Annotated in this window: 16 protein-coding genes; 10 read left to right on the top strand and 6 right to left on the bottom strand. The window is 61.6% G+C overall.

Annotation, left to right across the window (positions count from 1 at the left end; all coding sequences use genetic code 11):
• The first annotated feature begins 1 nt into the window (after window position 1).
• From BW979_RS20350 to BW979_RS20320, 7 genes are all read left to right on the top strand, one after another.
• A complete protein-coding gene (locus BW979_RS20350; RefSeq protein ID WP_076385410.1) occupies window positions 2-1,846 on the top strand; it encodes an ABC transporter ATP-binding protein in 1,845 nt (614 codons plus the stop codon).
• Complete coding sequence (locus BW979_RS20345) at window positions 1,843-2,151, top strand: (2Fe-2S)-binding protein (protein ID WP_076385408.1); 309 nt, start codon at window positions 1,843-1,845, stop codon at window positions 2,149-2,151. Before BW979_RS20350 ends, BW979_RS20345 begins: the two co-directional genes overlap by 4 nt.
• Window positions 2,133-3,524 (top strand): FAD/NAD(P)-dependent oxidoreductase, encoded by a 1,392-nt coding sequence (locus BW979_RS20340; RefSeq protein ID WP_076385406.1) that lies wholly within the window; start codon window positions 2,133-2,135, stop codon window positions 3,522-3,524. The genes BW979_RS20345 and BW979_RS20340 overlap by 19 nt, the downstream gene beginning before the upstream one ends.
• On the top strand, window positions 3,521-4,675 hold the full coding sequence (locus tag BW979_RS20335; protein ID WP_076385404.1) for an NAD(P)/FAD-dependent oxidoreductase: 1,155 nt from the start codon (window positions 3,521-3,523) through the stop codon (window positions 4,673-4,675). The genes BW979_RS20340 and BW979_RS20335 overlap by 4 nt, the downstream gene beginning before the upstream one ends.
• Window positions 4,672-5,829 carry an acetylornithine deacetylase gene (gene argE, locus BW979_RS20330; RefSeq protein WP_076385402.1) on the top strand — a complete coding sequence of 386 codons (1,158 nt, stop codon included), beginning with the start codon at window positions 4,672-4,674 and terminating at the stop codon, window positions 5,827-5,829. Before BW979_RS20335 ends, argE begins: the two co-directional genes overlap by 4 nt.
• A 267-nt stretch (window positions 5,830-6,096) precedes the next feature.
• Window positions 6,097-7,554 (top strand): NAD-dependent succinate-semialdehyde dehydrogenase, encoded by a 1,458-nt coding sequence (locus BW979_RS20325; protein WP_076385400.1) that lies wholly within the window; start codon window positions 6,097-6,099, stop codon window positions 7,552-7,554.
• Window positions 7,555-7,594: 40 nt separating this feature from the next.
• Window positions 7,595-8,674: a tartrate dehydrogenase gene (locus tag BW979_RS20320; protein WP_076385398.1), complete on the top strand. Its 1,080-nt coding sequence runs from the start codon at window positions 7,595-7,597 to the stop codon at window positions 8,672-8,674.
• A gap of 785 nt (window positions 8,675-9,459) precedes the next feature.
• Here BW979_RS20320 and BW979_RS20315 read toward each other — a convergent pair.
• The 3 genes from BW979_RS20315 to BW979_RS20305 form a co-directional block, all read right to left on the bottom strand.
• Complete coding sequence (locus BW979_RS20315; protein ID WP_076386703.1) at window positions 9,460-10,167, bottom strand: cupin domain-containing protein; 708 nt, start codon at window positions 10,165-10,167, stop codon at window positions 9,460-9,462.
• 44 nt (window positions 10,168-10,211) lie between these two features.
• Entirely contained in the window at window positions 10,212-11,069 is an 858-nt protein-coding gene (locus tag BW979_RS20310; RefSeq protein WP_076385396.1) for a GNAT family N-acetyltransferase, read from the bottom strand.
• Window positions 11,070-11,284: 215 nt separating this feature from the next.
• Window positions 11,285-12,211 carry a 2-hydroxyacid dehydrogenase gene (locus BW979_RS20305; RefSeq protein WP_076385394.1) on the bottom strand — a complete coding sequence of 309 codons (927 nt, stop codon included), beginning with the start codon at window positions 12,209-12,211 and terminating at the stop codon, window positions 11,285-11,287.
• A gap of 286 nt (window positions 12,212-12,497) precedes the next feature.
• On the opposite strand from BW979_RS20305, the gene gabT reads away from it, so the two are divergent.
• The 3 genes from gabT (at window position 12,498) to BW979_RS20290 (ending at window position 15,069) form a co-directional block, all read left to right on the top strand.
• Complete coding sequence (gene gabT / locus BW979_RS20300) at window positions 12,498-13,790, top strand: 4-aminobutyrate--2-oxoglutarate transaminase (RefSeq protein ID WP_076385392.1); 1,293 nt, start codon at window positions 12,498-12,500, stop codon at window positions 13,788-13,790.
• Window positions 13,791-13,879: 89 nt separating this feature from the next.
• Complete coding sequence (locus BW979_RS20295; protein WP_076385390.1) at window positions 13,880-14,536, top strand: HAD family hydrolase; 657 nt, start codon at window positions 13,880-13,882, stop codon at window positions 14,534-14,536.
• Between the two features lie 44 nt (window positions 14,537-14,580).
• A complete protein-coding gene (locus BW979_RS20290; RefSeq protein WP_076385388.1) occupies window positions 14,581-15,069 on the top strand; it encodes an Lrp/AsnC family transcriptional regulator in 489 nt (162 codons plus the stop codon).
• Between the two features lie 21 nt (window positions 15,070-15,090).
• On the opposite strand, the gene BW979_RS20285 is transcribed toward BW979_RS20290, so the two are convergent.
• The 3 genes from BW979_RS20285 to BW979_RS20275 form a co-directional block, all read right to left on the bottom strand.
• Entirely contained in the window at window positions 15,091-17,265 is a 2,175-nt protein-coding gene (locus tag BW979_RS20285; protein ID WP_076385386.1) for an ATP-binding protein, read from the bottom strand.
• A 290-nt stretch (window positions 17,266-17,555) separates the two neighbouring features.
• Window positions 17,556-18,509: an alpha/beta fold hydrolase gene (locus BW979_RS20280; protein WP_076385384.1), complete on the bottom strand. Its 954-nt coding sequence runs from the start codon at window positions 18,507-18,509 to the stop codon at window positions 17,556-17,558.
• Window positions 18,510-18,677: 168 nt separating this feature from the next.
• Window positions 18,678-19,589 (bottom strand): LysR family transcriptional regulator, encoded by a 912-nt coding sequence (locus BW979_RS20275; RefSeq protein WP_083714446.1) that lies wholly within the window; start codon window positions 19,587-19,589, stop codon window positions 18,678-18,680.
• Window positions 19,590-19,735 lie beyond the last annotated feature (146 nt).

Below are 19,735 nucleotides of genomic sequence, written 5' to 3'. Positions count from 1 at the left end.
AATGAGCGAGTTGATCCGAGTCGAAAACCTGCGGGTAGTCGCTTGCGGCGAGCGCAGTGAGGTGGAGATCGTCAAGGGCGTGAGCTTCTCCCTGGAGAAAGGTGAGGTGCTGGCGCTGATCGGCGAGTCCGGTTCCGGCAAGACCACCATAGCCCTGGCGTTGCTCGGCTATGCCCGGCGCGGCTGTCGCCTGGCCGGTGGCGTGGTGCAGATTGGCGAACATGACATGCTGGCGTTGAGCGAAGGCGAGCTGCAAAGTCTGCGCGGCAATCGTGTGTCCTATATCGCCCAAAGCGCCGCCGCGGCGTTCAACCCGGCGAAAAAACTCATCGACCAGGTGGTGGAAGGGGCGTTGATTCATGGCCTGGGCAGCCGGCCCGTACTGGAAGCCAAGGCCATCGAACTGTTCCGCGACCTGGCGCTGCCCGATCCCGAGCGCATCGGCCAACGCTATCCCCATCAAGTCTCCGGCGGGCAACTGCAACGGGTGATGGCGGCCATGGCGCTGATCAGCGATCCGCTGCTGGTGGTGCTCGATGAACCGACTACAGCCCTGGACGTGACCACCCAGATCGACGTGTTGCGCGCTTTCAAGCGCGTTGTGCGCGAGCGGGGCGCGACGGCGGTCTATGTGTCTCACGACCTGGCGGTCGTCGCGCAGATGGCCGATCAGATCGTGGTGCTCAACGGCGGGCAGATCTTCGAGCAGAGCGCCACTGCGCCACTGCTCAAAGGCCCGGCTCACGCCTACACCCGCAGCCTGCTGGCGGCGGCGCGGCCGGATACGACGATTCGTCCGCCCTGCGGCGTGGCTGGCGATGCGCCGCTGCTGACTATCCAAGGCTTGACCGCTGGCTACGGCAACAAGAATCAACAGGGCATGCCGTCGATCCGGGTGTTGGAAGACATCGACCTGACCGTGCGCCGGGGCCAGGCCATCGGTGTGATCGGCGAATCGGGCTCGGGCAAATCAACCCTGGCCCGGGTGGTGGCGGGGCTGTTGACCCCGGCCCTCGGCGGGTTGACGTTTGACGGTCAACCCTTGGGCGGCAGCCTGTCCGAACGCACTGACGAGCAATTCCGGCGCATCCAGATGGTCTTCCAGAACGCCGACACCGCGCTCAACCCGATGCACAGCGTCAGCAACATTCTGAGCCGGCCACTGAAGATGTATTTCGGCCTCAAGGGCGCGGCGCTACGTGAACGTATCGGCGAGTTGCTGGACCTGGTGCGTTTGCCTCGGGACCTGGCCGAACGTCGCCCGAGCGAACTCTCAGGCGGGCAAAAACAGCGGGTCAACCTGGCTCGGGCGCTGGCGGCCAAGCCGGATCTGATCCTGTGCGATGAAGTGACCTCGGCACTCGATACGGTGGTCGGCGCGGCCATCCTCGAGCTGCTGCGCGACCTGCGCCAGCAATTGGGGGTTTCGTACCTGTTCATCAGTCACGACATCTCCACGGTGCGGGCGCTGTGCGACGACATTGTGGTGATGTACAGCGGCCACAAGGTTCAAGAGGGCACCCGGCAATCGTTCGCCCAGCCACCCTTTCATCCTTACACCGACCTGCTGATCCATTCGGTGCCGGAATTGCGCCAGGGCTGGCTGGAAAACTGTGGCACCACCACCTGCGGCACGCTGCCCGCTTTGGGAGCAAAGGCCACTGAGCCGGGGCTCTGCACGTTCCTCAATCGCTGCCCGGTGCGGGTCGATGGCCTGTGCAACCACACCGCGCCACCCCGGCGAATCATCGACGGCGGCAGTGAAGTCCTCTGCCATCACGACAGCGCCGAGCTGCTCAAGAGCCAACAGGATGCCAACAGCATGATCATGGGAGCCTACGCATGAACGCTCGTTTCGTGAGGTTGGCCGAGCAGGGCCGGCCCATCGTCCATTTGAAAGTCGATGGCGAACCCATCGAAGCCTTGCAGGGGGACACACTCATGGTCGCATTGCTGACTCGGGGCCCGGCGTTGCGCCAGTCGGAGTTCGATCCTGGCAGCCGGGCCGGTTTCTGCCTGATGGGCGCCTGCCAGGATTGCTGGGTCTGGACCCGCAGCGGCGAACGGCTGCGTGCCTGTTCCAATGAAGTGCGCGAAGGGCTGGACATCATCACCAAGCAACCGGAGGCGATATGGCCACTGCGCGGCTGAGCAATCATCGAGTCGCCATTGTCGGCGCCGGGCCTGCCGGCATCCGTTGCGCCCAAACCCTGGTCGCGGCGGGCTTCAAGCCGGTCCTGATCGACGAAAACCGTCGTGACGGCGGACAGATCTACCGGCGCCAGCCTGAAGGCTTCACTCGTAACTACGCCACGCTTTACGGCACCGAGGCGGACAAAGCCCGGGACTTGCACGAAAGCTTCGACCGTTTGCGCCCACAGATTGACTATCGTCCGGACACGCTGGTGTGGAACCTTACGCCCGGGCAACTGTGCTGCGTCAGCCAGGGCCTGCATTCGACGGTGGATTACGATGCATTGATTCTTTGCACCGGCGCCACTGACCGCTTGATGCCGATCGAGGGCTGGCAGTTGGGCGGTACCTACAGCCTCGGTGGGGCGCAGATAGCCTTGAAGGCCCAGGCGGTGTCCATCGGCCACCGCGTGGTGTTCATGGGCAGCGGGCCGCTGCTGTATCTGGTTGCCAGCCAATACCTCAAGGCCGGTGCCAACGTGGCGGCGGTGCTGGACACCGCGCCGCTGGGCCTGCGCATCAAAGCCTTGCCCAAACTCATGGCGCGCCCCGGATTGCTGTTTACCGGCATGAAGCTGTTGGCTCAATTGTATCGGGCGAAAATCCCGGTGCACCTGGGTGTCTCTCCGTTGCAAGTGTTGGGTGAGGCGACTTCCGGCGTCAGTGGCGTGCGGGTAAGCACGGCGGCCGGTGAAACCTTGACCGTGGATTGCGACGCGGTGGCGCTGGGTTATCACCTGCGCCCGGAAACCCAGCTGGCCGACCTGGCCGGTTGTGCTCTGCGTTTTGACGAGGCTTCAGGCCAATGGTGGCTGGACACGGACGAAGACGGCCGGACCTCGGTCAGCGGTGTTTATGCCGCCGGAGATGGGTCGAAGATCCGTGGTGCTGATGCCGCCGAGCATGCCGGGCGCCTGGTCGCCCTGGCGTTGTTGAGCGATTTGCAGCAACCGGTGGACGTCGCGCAGGTCGCCGCGCAGCGTCAGGCGCTCAACGTCATGGATCAATTTCGTCTCGGTCTGGCCCAGGCGTTTCCCTGGCCCGCCGCGCAAGCCAAAGCCTTGCCGGATGAGGCCATTGTCTGCCGCTGCGAGATGATCAGCGCCGGCGAATTGCGCCGTACCGTCAGTGAAAAGGGCGCCTGTGAAGTCAACCGGGCCAAGGCCTTCAGTCGGGTGGGCATGGGCCGCTGCCAAGGGCGTTATTGCTCTCAGGCCGGGGCCGAGGTCATTGCCGCAGCCGCCGGTGTCCACGTTCAGGAAGTGGGCCGGCAACGCGGACAGGCGCCGGTCAAACCGCTTTCGATGCTCACTCGGGAGGTGACGCCATGACGGTCAATAAAGCTGATGTGGTCATCGTCGGCGGTGGTTTGATGGGCTCGGCGGCGGCATTTTTCCTGCGTCAGCGGGGCCAGTCGGTGATCCTGCTGGAGCGTGACCAGATCGGTCAGTACGCCAGTGGCGTGAACTTCGGCAACGTGCGGCGCCAGGGGCGTTTTCTCGGCCAGCTGGAGCTGGCGAATCGTTCCTGGGCGCTGTGGAAGCGCCTGCCGGAACTGATCGACGACGATCTGGAGTTCATCGCCAGCGGGCATATGCGCGTGTGTTATCGCGAAGAGGAGATCGCCGAACTGCAAGCCTATGCCGACGCCCCTGAGGCAGAGCAGTTGGACTTGAAGATCTTTCGTGGCGCTGAGCTGCACGAGCGTTTTGCGTTCCTCGGGCCAGACGTCAAGGGCGGCTCCTATGCGCCGCACGACGGTCACGCCAACCCGCGTCTGGCGGCCCCGGCGTTTGCCAGGGCGGCGCGGCGACTCGGCGCACGCATCGAGGAGCGGACCGAAGTGGCTGAAGTGCAGAAGGCCAATGGTGATTTCAGTGTCACAACCACCGATGGCCGTCAGTTCAGCGCCGCTCAACTGCTGATTACGGCGGGTGCCTGGGGGCAGAAACTCTCGGCGCAGTTTGGTGAGCCGGTGCCGCTGGACACTAACGGCCCACAGATGGCCGTCACCGAACCGGTGCCTTATGCCTTGCCGACGGTGATCGGCGTGTACACCAAAATTCCTGAGGAAGTGATCTATTTCCGGCAGATCCCCAGGGGCAACATCGTCATCGGTGGCGGCTATCGCAGCAAGCCGGACATGCTCAACCGCCGGGCCTATGTCGAGCCGCGCAGCATTCTCAACCAGCTTGACCAGATGCGTCGCTTGCTCCCAGGCGTCGGCAACCTGAACATCATTCGCGTGTGGAGCGGCATCGAAGGTTATCTGCCCGATTCCCTGCCGGTGATGGGCCCCAGCGGCAACGTGGACGGCTTGTATTATGCGTTCGGTTTCTGCGGCCACGGCTTTCAGCTCGGGCCAGGGGTTGGCGACGTCATGGCCGAGCTGATCAGCACCGGCAGTACCAGCACCTCGATCGAACCGTTCTCCATTCGCCGATTCGCCCCCACTGCCGAGCAACGGAGCAAAGCCTCATGAAACCTCGCGTGCTAGCTATTTTCGAACGCCTGCTGGCGTTTGAAACGGTCTCTTCAGAGTCGAACATGGCCCTGATCGAGTACGTGCGCGAGCTGCTGCTGAGCAAGGGCATCGAGTCGCTGATCGTCAAGGATGAAAGCGGCAAGAAGGCCAACCTCTTCGCCAGCATCGGCCCACGGGAGTTGCCGGGGATTCTGCTGTCCGGACATACCGACGTGGTGCCAGCGGCGGGGCAGGCCTGGACCGTTCCGGCGTTCCAGGCGACGGTGCGGGACGGGCGGGTGTACGGTCGTGGCAGTTGCGACATGAAAGGGTTCATCGCCTTGGCCATCGATGCCATGCTCGATGCCACCGACCATCCCCTGAACCGACCGCTGCAACTGGCGCTCTCCCATGACGAGGAAATCGGTTGCGTGGGTGTACGCCGCTTGCTTGACGTGCTGCACCTGGCACCGGTGCGGCCGTTTTTGTGCGTGATCGGCGAGCCGACCAACATGCAGTTCGTGCTCGGGCACAAGGGCAAAGGCTCTTATCGCACTTACTGCCGTGGCCTGGAGGCGCACTCGTCCCTGGCGCCGCGTTCGGTCAATGCGATTCATGTGGCCTGCGATTTCATCGCCGCGTTGCGCCAGAGCCAGCAGCAGCTGCAAGAGCAGGGCGCCCGGGACGCCGATTACGACGTGCCCTACAGCACCGTGCACGTCGGGCAGATTGTCGGTGGCAAGGCGCTGAACATCGTGCCAAACCTGTGCACCCTGGATTTCGAAGTGCGCAACCTGCCGGCCGACGATCTGGATCAGTTCCTCGAGCAACTGCGCGAGCACGCCGAAGTGATCGTGCGCGAGGCCAGGAAACTCTCCAGCGTGGCGGACATCGAGATCGAAACCCTGAACGTCTATCCGGGGCTGGATACTCATCCGAGCGTTGAGGCGGTGCGCTTTCTGAAGAACTTCGCCGCAGCGGACACCGGCACCGCCAAGGTTTCCTTCGGCACCGAGGGAGGGCTGTTCAAGCAGCGCCTGGATGTGCCGGTGGTGGTCTGCGGCCCGGGCTCCATCGAGCAGGCGCACAAGCCCGACGAGTTCATTGAAATCAGCCAGATGGAAGCGGGGGAGCGGTTTCTGGAAGGGTTGCTGGGCTCCTTGAAAATCTAAGCCATACACAGAACAAAATGTGGGAGTACTCGTGTGGGAGCACAGCTTGCTCGCGATGAACGATGACATGGTCTTGATCAGTGTCTGATCCACCGCAATCGCGAGCAAGCTTTGCTCCCACAGGTTTCGGTGTTTAGCCTGGGGCTTCGGTAGAGCCTGCCGTCCCACCTCGAAACTTCAGCATCCAACACTGCCCAAAACCCGCTTTCAGCATCCTCATCCGCGGCATCTCCCTAGACTGGAAATACCTCGGAACAGGACGCGATCATGCTCAAGAATCAATTGAAAGACCCCAGCCTTTTAGCAGAATTCGCCTACGTCGACGGGCAGTGGATCGGTGCCGATGACGCCGCCACGCTCGACGTCATCAACCCGGCCACGGGCAAAGTGCTCGCTCGGGTGCCGGCCATGCAGGGAGTGGAAACCCGGCGTGCCATCGACGCCGCCGAGCGTGCCTGGCCGGCCTGGCGTGCGCGCCCGGCGGCGGAGCGCGCGGTGCTGCTGGAGCGTTGGTATCAGGCCATGATCGACAACCTGGACGATCTGGCGCTGATCATGACGTTTGAACAGGGCAAGCCGCTGAACGAAGCCAAAGGCGAAATCCGCTACGGCGCCGGCTTCGCCAAATGGTTTGCCGAAGAGGCTCGCCGGGTTTATGGCGAAACCATCCCGGCCCCCAGCGGCGACCGTCGTCTGCTCACCCTCAAGCAGCCAGTGGGTGTCTGCGCGGCGATCACTCCGTGGAATTTCCCCAACGCGATGATCACCCGCAAATGCGCGCCAGCCTTGGCGGCGGGGTGCCCGGTGATCGTCAAACCGTCGGACCTGACACCTTTGTCGGCCCTGGCCCTGGCGGTGCTGGCCGAGCGGGTCGGGATTCCGGCGGGAGTGTTCAACGTGGTGACCGGCATGCCGGCGGGCATCGGCGAAGAACTGACCGGCAACCCGACGGTGCGCAAGATTTCCTTCACCGGGTCCACGGCGGTCGGTCGCCTGCTGATGCGCCAGAGCGCCGAACACATCAAGCGCCTGAGCCTGGAGCTGGGCGGCAACGCGCCGTTCATTGTGTTTGACGACGCGGACCTGGAGCAGGCCGTGGCCGGGATCATGCTCAGCAAGTTTCGCAACGCTGGCCAGACCTGCGTCTGCGCCAACCGCATCCTGGTGCAGGACGGTATTTACCAGCGCTTCGCCGAGCGCCTGGTGCAAGAAGTGGGCAAGCTCAAGGTCGGCAATGGCCTGGAGGCCGACGTGATGATCGGTCCGCTGATCAACATGGCGGCGGTGAGCAAAGTCGCTCGGCATATCGATGATGCGTTGAGTCAGGGCGCGCGTCTGCTCTGTGGCGGCATTCCCGAGGGTGACAGCCAGTTCGTCCAGCCCACGGTGCTTGGCGAGGCCCACGCTGGCATGTTGCTGGCCAGTGAGGAAACGTTTGGCCCGGTTGCGCCGCTGATGCGTTTTTCCACCGAGGAAGAGGCGCTGGCGCTGGCTAACGCCACACCGTATGGCTTGGGGGCTTATTTCTTTACCCAGGATCTGCGCCGCTCATGGCGGTTCGGCGAGGGACTGGAGTTCGGCATGATCGGTCTTAACACAGGACTCATTTCCATGGAAGTCGCGCCCTTCGGTGGTGTCAAACAGTCGGGCCTGGGCCGTGAAGGCAGCAAATACGGCCTGGATGAATACCTTGAAATCAAGGCCTTCCACATCGGTGGGCTGTGATGTGTCCATTGTTTGCACACCTACCAGGGAGCCACGATTGATGAGCAAACCATTTCGAATCGCTGCCATCGCCGGCGATGGCATCGGCAAGGAAGTCCTGCCTGAAGGGCTTCGGGTACTGGAGCAGGCCGCGAAAAAATGGCAGTTGTCGTTGAGCATCGAAGTGCTCGATTGGGCCCACTGCGACTACTACCTGGAACACGGGCAGATGATGCCCGCTGACTGGTTCGAGCAACTCAAGGGCTTCGATGCGATCTACTTCGGCGCCGTGGGCTGGCCGGACAAAGTGCCGGATCACATTTCCCTGTGGGGCTCGCTGCTCAAGTTCCGCCGCGACTTCGACCAGTACGTGAACATTCGCCCGGTGCGACTGTTCCCGGGCGTGCCGTGCCCCTTGGCCGGGCGAGAAGCGGGGGATATCGATTTCGTGGTGATCCGTGAGAACACCGAAGGCGAATACTCCTCCGTGGGCGGCAAGATGTTTGAAGGCACCGAGCATGAGTTCGTGCTCCAGGAGTCGGTGTTCACCCGGCGCGGCGTCGATCGGATTCTCAAGTTCGCCTTCGATCTGGCCCAGACCCGACCGCGCAAGCGCTTGACCGCGGCGACCAAGTCCAACGGGATCTCCATCAGCATGCCGTATTGGGACGAGCGCACGGCGTTGATGGCCGAGCAGTATCCGGATGTGCAATGGGACAAACAGCACATCGATATCCTGTGTGCGCGTTTCGTTCTGCAGCCGGACCGTTTTGATGTGGTGGTGGCGTCAAACCTGTTCGGCGACATCCTCTCCGACCTCGGCCCGGCCTGCGCCGGCACCATCGGCATCGCGCCGTCGGCCAACCTCGATCCGCAGCGACGCTTCCCGTCGTTGTTCGAACCGGTGCATGGCTCGGCGCCGGATATTTATGGACAGAACATCGCCAACCCGATTGCGATGATCTGGTCAGGGGCGTTGATGCTCGATTTCCTGGGCAATGGTGATGAACGTTATCGCGCCGCCCATGACGGGATTCTCAAGGCCATTGAACAAGTGATTGCCCAAGGGCCGATCACCCCCGACCTGGGCGGACAGGGCTCGACCCAGGATGTCGGCAGGGCCATCGTTGCGGCGCTTTGACGCTTTACTAACCTGTGACACCTTTTTGCCCGCTCACACTGCGGGCTTTTTTTGGAGTTCGATCGCAAAACTCAAAATCCCCTGTGGGAGCGAGCTTGCTCGCGATAGCGGAGGGTCAGTCACCGGGGATTTTGACAGTGCCGTCGCCATCGCGAGCAGGCTCGCTCCCACAGTTTTTTCGGGGTGGCTGCACGATTCACATCCACCGCAGATCCCCTGTGGGAGCGAGCTTGCTCGCGATAGCGGAGGGTCAGTCACCGGGGATTTTGACAGTGCCGTCGCCATCGCGAGCAGGCTCGCTCCCACTGTTTTTGGGGTGGCTGCAAGATTCACATCCACCGCAGATCCCCTGTTGGAGCGGGCTTGCTCGCGATAGCGGGGTGTCAGCCACCGGGGTTTTTGACCGTGCCGTCGCCATCGCGAGCAGGCTCGCTCCCACAGTTTTTTTGGGGTGACCGCAAGATTCACATCCACCGCAGATCCCCTGTTGGAGCGGGCTTGCTCGCGATAGCGGGGTGTCAGCTACCGGGGTTTTTGACCGTGCCGTCGCCATCGCGAGCAGGCTCGCTCCCACAGTTTTTTCGGGGTGGCCGCAAGATTCACATCCACCGCAGATCCCCTGTGGGAGCGAGCCTGCTCGCGATAGCGGAGTGTCAGTCACCGGGGATTTCGACTGTGCCGCGGCCATCGCGAGCAGGCGCGCTCCCACAGTTTTTCGGGGTGGCTGCAAGATTCACATCCACCGCAGATCCCCTGTGGGAGCGAGCCTGCTCGCGATAGCGGTGCTATTTGACGACGTAGACCTTGCGTACATAAACGCTGCTGTCCCAGGCGCAGGGTGCATCCAGGGGGACGAATACGGTATCGCCGGCGTTGACCGTCAGGTCGTTTCCGTCGGCTGTCTGCAGGGTGACGCTGCCTTCGATCAGGTGCATCAGTTCATGCAGCTTGTGAGGCCTGGTCCGGCGGGTGTACGGCGTTGAGTCCCAGATCCCAATGCGCAGGTTGGTCGCTTTTTCGACAAACAGATTGTGCGAGCGACATTGCGGGGGTGGGCTGAGCAGTATTGCGTCGTCGGGGGCCGCCGAAGGCGAGAGCATCGTGTGCGTCGGGAGTGCTGTCAGCCCGGGCTCGCTGGCATTCACGCGCTGGGTATCGGCACAGAAGGCCCAGAAAGACTCGGGTTGCGCGTCGATCTCAACCGCCGTACCACGGGCGATCACCGCACTTTCACCGGCGCTGAGGCGCAGCGTTTGTGCCTGGCTGCGCAGTTCAACGCCTCCGGCATGCACCACGATCATTTCGCTGAAGGGATACTGGTCGCTACTGAACCGACCGCTGGCCCGGACGACACCAGCGGCGATGCCATCCGCCCCGGCATAAGCGATGAGCCTGTCGAACGGATCATTGGCCCCCAATGAGCCTTGGGTGAACGAGGTTGAGGCGGGGCTGCCGTCGGCATGCGCCAACAGCACTGCAGTGGGTTCGGGCATGAACATGATTCTCCAAAAAAGACCTGGATAAGCGATGGGATTTGTCAGCCAACGGCCTGGGTCACCAGCACGAACTGCCGCACTGAGCCGGTCGCTTGCGGGGGCGTGCCACGAGCCATCTGGGCGACGGTGTCGACCTGCTTGAGGCCCGCTTCTTCGAGCCAGGGGCCCAGCCCCGTGTCGGAGGGAATGTCGATCCGAACGAATGCATCCGGCACCCGTGCCAGCAACACGGCGATCAGATGCCGGGCCTGTTCAGGGTTCTGCGCGATGACCGGACCGATGCAACGGCCACGACCGAAGGGGCGCAGCAGGGCGAAAGCGCACAACTGGCCGTCCCGCTCAATACCCACTGCATGCTCAACGACATCGAACAGATCGGTGAGCACGGCCTGACGGTCCAGGCCACTTCCCGCATTGGCCAGTCTGATCATTTGAGCGTGATCGGCTTCGGTCAGCGCGCGGCAGCGTTCGTCGTCGGCCAACCCCTGCGGTACAGGCGGTAAAGCCAGGCCCTGATGTTGCTGGATATGCCCAAAGTCAACGAATCCCTGGCTGGCATACAGCGGGGCACCGGCCAGCGTCGCATTGAGGATGGCAGTACGCGAGCCGCACGCTTCAATGGCCAGTTCCATCAGTTTGCGACCGATCCCCTGGCCCTGGTATTCGTCATCGACGATCACCAGGCCGATGGTGGCGTAGTCTCCCTGGGCACAGGTGAATGCAGTGCCGATCAAGCGGCCCTGATTCTCAACGACAAAACCTTGGGCGACGCGCTGCAGCATCGCCCAGTCCTCCAGACGATGAGGCCATTTCAACTGCACGGATAAGGCGTGTGCCGAGGGGACATCGGTGGCGGTCATGGCACGATAGACGTAGTCAGGGCGTTTCGAAGTGGACATGGCAGATCACCATTGAGAGAGGGTGTAAACGGTCGGATTTATCCGCGGGTGATGCTTGTATCTCACCTGCAAGCAGGCCTGACAAGGGTCGCAAAACGATTCGGCAGGTTCCTTCTGCAACGCCTCTTGCGGCCACATTTCTTGCTCAAATCAGCGGCCGGGCCAGCAGTAAATACCGGATGGTTTTTTGCTCGATGCACCTCGTCACGCACGGTTCAGTAGCTGCGCTCACGGTCCACCAGGCCAAGCATCGTTTCGCCCCGTTGGTGGCGGCGAATATTGTCCAATAACACGCCAAACGCACTCTCGGGTTGAGTCATCGCTGCGATATGGGGCGTCAGTATTATTTGCCGATGGTTCCAGAACGGATGATCCGGCGCGGCCGGTTCCTGTTCCAGTACGTCGAGCACCGCCGCGCTCAGCTGGCCGCTGGCAAGCGCTTCAAGCAAATGCGCTTCTACCAGATGCCCTCCGCGGCCCATGTTGACCAGGGCCGCGCCCCTGGGCAGGTGTTGGAACAACTGACGGTTGAGAATTCCCTTGGTTTGTTCGGTCAGCGGCAAGACACACAGCACAATATCGCATTGGCTGAGGAAGGCCGGCAGTTGCCCGGTTCCGGCAAAGCACTCCACTCCATCAATGTGATGTTCACTGCGCGCCCAGCCCGACAAGGCGAAACCAAAGGGCTTCAGGGTGTTGAGTATGTGACGGGCCTGCAACCCCAGGCCCATGACCCCGACCCGGCGCTGCTGCGCAGGCACCAACCGGTGTGCTTGCCAGCACCGCTCGGTCTGTTGCTGGCGATAGCGCACCATGTCGCGGTGCAAGCTGAGTACGGCGAAACTGGCGTATTCGCACATGCCCTGACTGATGCCGGGGTCGAGCAATCGCACCACCGGCAGCGTCGCCGGCAAGCGCCTCAGATCCAGTTGATCGACCCCCGCCGACAAGGCGAACAGCACTTTTAGGTTGGGCAACACGGTTTCGATATCGTCCGGTGCCTGCCAGGCCGCCAGGTAACGAATATCCCGAGGATCGCCGATGTCCGGCCAGGCACGCCATTGGATATCCGGGGCATGTTTGGCGAACAGACGCTGCCATTGTTCGCCGCGGACCGGGTCAGCTTTATACAGCAGGGCCATGGGGCATTTCTCGCATGTAAAAGGGAAGTATCAAGCATGCCTCAATGTCAGAGCAGGATCTGTCGAAAGGGCCTGTGCAGCAGCACGAGGCTGCGTTGCAAGGCACCTCTGCCGGTAGATTCCATGGTGCGAGGCGCCCTTGGAGGATTCTGCTGTTTGTCGGGGTGTAAACAGTCGATCCGAATTTCTCAACGACCAAGTTCGGCTTAGACAATCGTGTCGAACGCTTAACCTGTGAACACACCGCAGCCGCTTCCTGGTTGCGAGGCTCACGATGGGAAATGCCATGAACAGTAAAGTCGAAGAAACCCCAAGTCTGCTCCGTCAGCGTGATCAGTTCGTGCCACGTGGACTGGTCACTGCCCATCCGCTGGTGATCGACCGGGCCCAGGGCACGGAGTTGTGGGACGTGGACGGCAAGCGCTACCTGGACTTCGTCGGCGGCATCGGTGTGCTGAACATCGGCCACAATCACCCCAAGGTGGTCGCGGCGGTGCAAGCCCAACTGCAAAAAGTCACCCATGCCTGTTTCCAGGTCGTGGCCTACCAGCCTTATCTGGACTTGGCCAAGCGCCTGTGCGAAATGATCGGGGGTGAGCAAGCCTATAAGGCGGCGTTCTTTACCTCAGGCGCCGAAGCCGTAGAAAACGCGGTGAAGATCGCCCGAGCCTACACTCAGCGCTCGGCGGTGATCGCCTTTCGCGGCGGCTTCCATGGCCGGACGTTGCTGGGTACCACGCTCACCGGCATGAGCCAGCCTTATAAACAGAATTTCGGGCCGTTCGCGCCGGAGGTCTTTCATACGCCCTATCCGAATGCCTATCGGGGTGTCACCAGCGAAATGGCGCTCCAGGCGCTGGACGAACTGTTGGCGACTCAAGTGGCACCTGAGCGGGTCGCAGCAATCATCATCGAGCCGGTGCAAGGCGACGGCGGTTTCCTCTCGGCGCCCGTCGAGTTCCTCCAAAGCCTGCGCGCGCTGACGGAAAAACACGGCATTGTGCTGATTCTTGATGAGATCCAGACCGGGTTTGGTCGCACCGGTAAATGGTTCGGCTTCCAGCATGCCGGCATCCAGCCAGACCTGGTCACCGTCGCCAAAAGCCTCGCCGGCGGCTTGCCGCTGTCGGGTGTGGTCGGCAAGGCCGAAATCATGGATGCGCCACTGCCTGGTGGACTGGGCGGTACCTATGGCGGTAACGCGCTGTCGTGCGCGGCGGCGCTGGCGGTGATTGACGCTTACGAGCAGGAACACCTGTTGGCCCGTGGCGAAGCCCTGGGCGAGCGTCTGCGTCAGGGGCTGTTACGTCTGCAAACCCGCTACCCGCGCATTGGCGACGTGCGTGGCAGCGGCTTCATGCTGGCGATCGAACTGATCAAGGATGACCTGGCGCGCACCCCGGATGCCGACCTCAACCAGCGCTTGATCGACGAAGCCCGGGCCGGTGGATTGCTGGTTATCAAGTGCGGAGTGTACCGCAACGTATTGCGCTTCCTTGCCCCTCTGGTGACCAGCGAGGCGCAGGTCGATGAGGCCTTGCAGATTCTCGACGCTGCGCTGGCACGGGTCATGGGCTGAAGGCCTGGTGTTCATGGCGTTTGCCAGGGCAAGCGCCAATGCAAATCAAAGGAGCGTGGATCGGTGGGACATCAGCGGAGGCTTTACCCATGAGGTTGACTGAGTATCGGGCATTGTTGATCGACTGCGATGAGGTCCTGGTGGATCGGGACTCCGCCATCTGGACGGCGCTGCAGCCACTGTTGGAAAACCACGGCGAATCGCCGGAAAAAAACCAGGTGCTGGCCGAGTTCGATGAGGTACTGCAAGCGCTGTATCCGCGCTTCGGCGAGTTGGGCTTCAGCGGTTTGCTGTGTTTCGCCCACCGTCAGTTGGCCGAGCGCTGGAAACTCAAGGTCAGTTGGGAGGAGGGCATGAGCTTCGCCCGCTCGGCCGCCGCCTGGACGTTGTTCGAGGATGCGCCGGGGGCGATGCTCTATCTGCGCAAGTTCTATCGCCTGCTCGTATTGGGCGACCGCGATGCAGAAGACCGGGGTGCGTTGTGCGAGCGCCTGGGCATCGAGCCGGAGGATTTTATTTCACTGGCCAGTGACCCTTTGCACGATACCGTTTGGCTCAAGGCCAACGACCTCGATGCGCAGGCTATTCTTCAAGTGACCCGACCTGGCGCCCGTCCCGCCAAGGTTGGGGCGGTTTGCCTGATCTGTCGCAACCCCGACAACCCGCCCAAGCCGTGCGCGGGCCAGTATTGCATCAACAGCATGGCCGATCTGGTGGCTCAGCATCAGCTGTCTTTACGGTGCTGATTTTGTTAGAAGATTGTCTTACAAATGGCAGACAGAGGTAGGTGATGGAAGGTGTAGCGAAACTGGACCGGATCGACATCAGCATTCTGGTAGAGCTTCAAAAAGACGGTCGCATGACCAACGTCAGCCTGGCCGATGCCGTTGGCTTGTCCGCCAGCCCATGCCTGCAACGGGTCAAACGGCTCGAGTCGTTGGGGTATATCTCCAGCTACAAGGCCCATTTGAACCTGGCCAAGATTACCGACTCGGTGACGGTCTTCACCGAAATCACCTTGAGCGACCATAAGCGCGAGGACTTCGCCAAATTCGAGTCCAACATCCGCCTGGTGGATGAAGTGCTCGAATGTCACCTGATCAGCGGTGGCTACGATTACCTGGTGCGCTTCATGACCCGCAGCATCCAGGATTACCAGGATGTGATGGAAAGCCTGCTGGACAAGAACATCGGCATCTCCAAATACTTCAGCTACATCGTCATCAAGTCGCCTGTGCGCAAGGACGAGATTCCGTTGCGCAAACTGTTGCGGCACTGATTCAAAGGAAAAGGGGCCCCGTCATCCAGCGCTGTCCTCACTGGCGTGAATCAACGCACTCACCCGTCGGCCCAGGTCAGTCAAGCTGAAAGGTTTGGCCAGTACGTGGGTCGTGGTGTCGACCGAAACCAGATTTTTCCCCTCGGCAAATCCGGTGATGAACAACACTTTCAGCGAGGGATATCTGGCCTTCATTTCATTCGCCAGGCTGATGCCATTCATGGTTCCCGGCAGGCCGATATCTGTCAGCAATAAATCGATATGCTCGGTCTTATCGGCCTGCTTGAGGGCAGAGACGCTGTCCAGCGCATCGATGACGTGATAGCCGGTTTCAGTCAGGAATTCCGAGACCAACTGGCGAATCGCCGCTTCGTCATCCACCACCAGAATGGTTTCGTTGGCGCCGGGCTGCAAGGGTGCGGTGTCATCCAGATGCGCGCTTTTCACCCTGATGGGGGACTGGCTGACAACCGGAAAATACATTGTCACGGTCGTGCCCACGCCGACGCTGCTCTGAATCTTCACCTGCCCTCCGGATTGCTGGGCAAACCCGTAGATCATCGACAGGCCCAGGCCGGATCCTTCGCCAATGCGCTTGGTGGTGAAGAACGGATCGAATACCCGAGACAGGATGTCGGCGCTGATCCCCGTGCCCGAGTCGGTGACCGAGATCGCCACATATGGGCCCGGCGGCATCATTTTTTCGCTGGAAGATGTCGCGTCGATAACGCAGCGTTGCACGTCAAGTTTCAAGGTTCCGCCACCGGGCATCGCATCCCGGGCATTGATGGCCAGATTGAGCAGAGCGTTCTCCAGTCCATTGGGGTCGCATTTGATCGGATCATGCCCCCTGAAAGCGCATTCGACATGAATGCTCGGGCCCACGGAGCGTCGGATCATTTCTTCCAGGCCGGCCACCACTTTGCGCGGTTCGAGAACTTCCGGTTCTAGCGACTGCTGCCTGGAAAATGCCAGCAGGCGCTGGGTCAGTGCGGCGGCGCGTGTCGCTGAGGTCAGGGCGACGGAGTTGTAGCGAGACAGTTCGTCGTAGCGTTGACGGTCGATGTGCCGTTGCATCAGCTCAAGGCTGCCACTGATGCCAGCCAGCAGGTTGTTGAAGTCGTGGGCAATACCCCCCGTCAGTTGGCCTACCGCTTCCATCTTCTGACTTTGCCGCAGTTTCGACTCGGCCAGCGCACGCTCCTGTTGTTCGGCTTCAAGCTGCTGGGTACGGGTTGCAATCCGGTCTTCGAGCAGGTCGTTCCAGTCCCTGAGCGCCGCCTCCAGTTGCACCCGCTCGTTGATGTCTTCGACGGTGCCATACCAGCGCTCGCATCGTCCCTCGGGATCCAGGCTACAAAACGCGCGGATTCTGAACCATCGATATTCCCCCGTGGATTTTCGCAACTGGATCTGTGCGTCGAAGGGTTGCAAACTCGCCAGCGACTGATTCCACAACCGGGCAAATGATATGCGGTCATCGGGGTGCGTTGCGTTCAGCCACTGGCGCCCGAGTGTCTGCTCAGGCGACCGTGCGGTGTATTCATACCAGCGTTGATCCAGTGATGTCACCGCGCCATGGCTGTCGGCCGTCCAGGGCCAGAGTGGATTAAGCTGCGCGGCGATTCGATAGTGTCTTTCGCTTTCACGCAATTTTTCTTCAGTCAGGCGCATGGCCTGCATGGTTTTGGCGCGTTTCAACGCCGCACCCAGCAGGTTGCTGTAGACGCGCAGAAAGTCGATGTCGCTCTCGCTAAACTGCCGGGGGCTGCGGCTGTCGACTTCGAAGATGCCGAAGGGCCGCGTCTCGGTGGCGCCGTATACCAGCACATTGACGAACGCCTGGACGCCGTTGCGCGTTTGGAAGTCGTGATAGCGAAAGCGTGTTTCTGTCGCAATGTCCGTGGAAATGACGGCGCCGCCGGAGTCCAGGGAATACCGTTCCGGTGTGCCTTCCAGTGCCTGAACCCGGACTTCGCCGACGACCCCCGGCAACCAGCCCACACCGTTGCGCACGAGGAAAGTGAGCCCGTCGTCTTCCAGCGACATGAACTTCGCCAAATGGGTTTCCAGTGCTTCACCGACCAGACGACACGCCTCGTCGAGGATGTGTTCAAAATCGTCTGAAACCAGGGCCAGCTCGCCGAACTCGGCAAGTACCTTGCGTTGACGTAATAAAGTGTCTTCGATTGTCATGTGGATCACCCTTGGTACGTCTTGAATATCCGAGGGTTGCAGGACGGCTAGGTTCACATGAATTGATAAGCGTGCCGACCACAAGCCGTTTGACGTGAGAGGCGTAGAACGCAAAAGCCCTTCCTGAGAAGGGCTCTGCAAGGTGGGCGCAGAATCTGGGCGCCCCTGGACAAAGGTGGGAGCGAGCCTGCTCGCGATGGCGCTAGGTCGCCTGGCCGGGGTCGTGAATGTTCCGACGCTATCGCGAGCAGGCTCGCTCCCACACAGGTCATGCAGTGCATGTCATTGTTTTATTCCTGAAGAAACGTCAGCAGATCCTGGTTCAGCCGGTCCTTGTGCGTATCGGTCAGGCCATGCGGCGCGCCGGGGTAGACGATCAGACGTGCACCCTTGATCAGCGCCGCCGAGGCCCGACCGGAAGCATCAATGGGAACAATCTGATCATCGTCTCCATGAACGACCAGCGTCGGCACATCGAACTTCTTCAGGTCGTCGCGAAAATCGGTGGCCGAGAAGGCCGCGATCGACTCATAGGTGTTCTTGCTGCCCGCCTGCATGCCCTGCACCCAGAACGACTGGATCAGCCCTTGGGATGGCTTGGCACCCTCGCGGTTGAAACCGAAGAATGGACCGGAGGCGATGTCCAGGTAAAGCTGTGAGCGGTTCTCCAGGGACGCCTTGCGCAGCCCGTCGAACACCTCGATGGGCAGACCGCCGGGGTTGGTTTGGGTCTTGAGCATCAGCGGTGGGACGGCGGAAACCAGCACGGCCTTCTTCACCCGGCTTGTACCATGGCGACCGATGTAGCGAGCCACTTCGCCGCCCCCCGTCGAGAACCCCACCAGGGTGACATCCTTCAAGTCCAACGCTTCAATCACCGCCGCCAGATCGTCGGCGTAGTGATCCATATCGTTGCCTTCCCACGGCTGGCTGGAGCGGCCATGACCGCGACGGTCGTGGGCAACGACGCGATAACCCTTCGAGGCGAGGAACATCATCTGCGCTTCCCAGCTGTCGGCGTTCAGCGGCCAGCCGTGACTGAAGGTGACTACCTGGCCATCCCGTGGACCCCAATCCTTGTAGTACAGCTGCACGCCATCCCGAGTGGTGATATAGCTGGCGGACTGGATCATGCTGCCGACGGCGGACATGCTCGCAGCGGTCTGGGCGGGGGAGGCAGCTTCGGCGCTGAGGGTTGCCAGTGCCAGCGTCGCGATGGCCATGGTGCGGTTGAGTGTGTTCATCGTCTCTCTCCATAGGGGTCGGTTTGACCTGTCGCGACCGCCGTCGATCGCGTTGGTGGGCAGATTAGAGAGAGAGACTGCTACCGAGAACCGCTGCGCTATCGATAGCTGCTATACGCATAACCGATGGTTGCGGCGCGCTTGGATGGACCCCCTACGCTGGAGCACTCAAGCGGGCTCCAGTTCCGCGCTGAGATAGACCTGGCGGCGCAGCCATTGATGGCCGGCATCCTTGTTATTGCGCGGGTGCCAGGCCAGCACCAGGCGCAGCGCCGTCAGCTCGAGGGGTGGTTCGAACAGGTCCAACCGGTCGCGGTACTGGCAGAGGAAGCGCGAGGGCAGTGTGCACAGGGTATCGGTGGACGCAACGAGCAGCGGCGCCAGTGCGTAATTCTGAATGGAGAAGGCGACGTTGCGAACCTGGTTGATCTCCACCAGTGCCTCGTCGACCACCCCGGCAAAACGCCCGCCTTCCGAGGACACGAGCACATGATCAAGGGCGCAAAACGTCTCGAGATCAAGTGGTCCCGTGCCGCGAGGATGGCCCTTGCGCTGGGCGGTCAGGAAGCCATCCTCCCAAAGAGGTCGCTGCATGAGGTCGTCGCGAAGCGCGCCTGGCACGGTGATCAGAAGATCGATCTGGCCTTGCTCAAGACGCTCGAACACGTCGCGTGGGGGATGGATGAACGCCAGCTTTGCATGCTTTGCCTCATGCTTCAGACGGGCGCAGAGATCCGGCGCCAGAACGGCCGCCGGCGTTTCGAACAAGGCGATGACGAAGGTGCGGGTCGTGGTGGCCGGATCGAAACGTTCCGGTTGACTGACCAGGCGTTTGAGCCCTTCGAGCACTTGCAGCAACTCTTGCTCCAGTGCCTGCGCCCGGGGCGTGGGGACCACGCCACGACCGTTCGCCGCCGGGACGAACAACGGATCCGCCAGGATATCCCGCAGACGCGCCAGCCGTGCCGACAGAGCCGGTTGGCTGATGCCCAACTGGGCAGCGGCACGCGTGACATTGCGCTCTTGCAGCAGCGCCTTGAGTGCCAGCAGCAACGCTCCGTCGAAATCCGTGTAGTTCATCTTCATCTCCCGATCAGCGCCATCAGACAGGCTGCTGTGCGGGCATGAAATCAAACAAGGTGCCGGTTTGTATAGCGTTGCGCAGGTGGGAGCGAGCCTGCTCGCGAAAGCGGAGTGTCAGTCAGCGCCGATGGGGAATGTGCCGC

Source organism: Pseudomonas sp. A214 (assembly GCF_900156295.1).
GTDB classification, from domain to species: Bacteria; Pseudomonadota; Gammaproteobacteria; order Pseudomonadales; family Pseudomonadaceae; genus Aquipseudomonas; species Aquipseudomonas rhizophila.
Note: the sequence above shows the minus strand (reverse complement) of the source record. Positions and strands in the feature narration are given on the sequence as shown.

Bases quoted from the DNA above. Each gene is read 5' to 3' on its own strand.
- BW979_RS20275 (WP_083714446.1), bottom strand. From the start codon at position 19,589: ATGAACTACACGGATTTCGACGGAGCGTTGCTGCTGGCACTCAAGGCG.
- BW979_RS20320 (WP_076385398.1), top strand. From the start codon at position 7,595: ATGAGCAAACCATTTCGAATCGCTGCCATCGCCGGCGATGGCATCGGC.
- BW979_RS20310 (WP_076385396.1), bottom strand. From the start codon at position 11,069: ATGTCCACTTCGAAACGCCCTGACTACGTCTATCGTGCCATGACCGCC.
- BW979_RS20295 (WP_076385390.1), top strand. From the start codon at position 13,880: ATGAGGTTGACTGAGTATCGGGCATTGTTGATCGACTGCGATGAGGTC.
- argE (WP_076385402.1), top strand. From the start codon at position 4,672: ATGAAACCTCGCGTGCTAGCTATTTTCGAACGCCTGCTGGCGTTTGAA.
- BW979_RS20280 (WP_076385384.1), bottom strand. From the start codon at position 18,509: ATGAACACACTCAACCGCACCATGGCCATCGCGACGCTGGCACTGGCA.
- BW979_RS20325 (WP_076385400.1), top strand. From the start codon at position 6,097: ATGCTCAAGAATCAATTGAAAGACCCCAGCCTTTTAGCAGAATTCGCC.
- BW979_RS20345 (WP_076385408.1), top strand. From the start codon at position 1,843: ATGAACGCTCGTTTCGTGAGGTTGGCCGAGCAGGGCCGGCCCATCGTC.
- BW979_RS20315 (WP_076386703.1), bottom strand. From the start codon at position 10,167: ATGCCCGAACCCACTGCAGTGCTGTTGGCGCATGCCGACGGCAGCCCC.
- BW979_RS20335 (WP_076385404.1), top strand. From the start codon at position 3,521: ATGACGGTCAATAAAGCTGATGTGGTCATCGTCGGCGGTGGTTTGATG.
- BW979_RS20350 (WP_076385410.1), top strand. From the start codon at position 2: ATGAGCGAGTTGATCCGAGTCGAAAACCTGCGGGTAGTCGCTTGCGGC.
- gabT (WP_076385392.1), top strand. From the start codon at position 12,498: ATGAACAGTAAAGTCGAAGAAACCCCAAGTCTGCTCCGTCAGCGTGAT.
- BW979_RS20340 (WP_076385406.1), top strand. From the start codon at position 2,133: ATGGCCACTGCGCGGCTGAGCAATCATCGAGTCGCCATTGTCGGCGCC.
- BW979_RS20290 (WP_076385388.1), top strand. From the start codon at position 14,581: ATGGAAGGTGTAGCGAAACTGGACCGGATCGACATCAGCATTCTGGTA.
- BW979_RS20285 (WP_076385386.1), bottom strand. From the start codon at position 17,265: ATGACAATCGAAGACACTTTATTACGTCAACGCAAGGTACTTGCCGAG.
- BW979_RS20305 (WP_076385394.1), bottom strand. From the start codon at position 12,211: ATGGCCCTGCTGTATAAAGCTGACCCGGTCCGCGGCGAACAATGGCAG.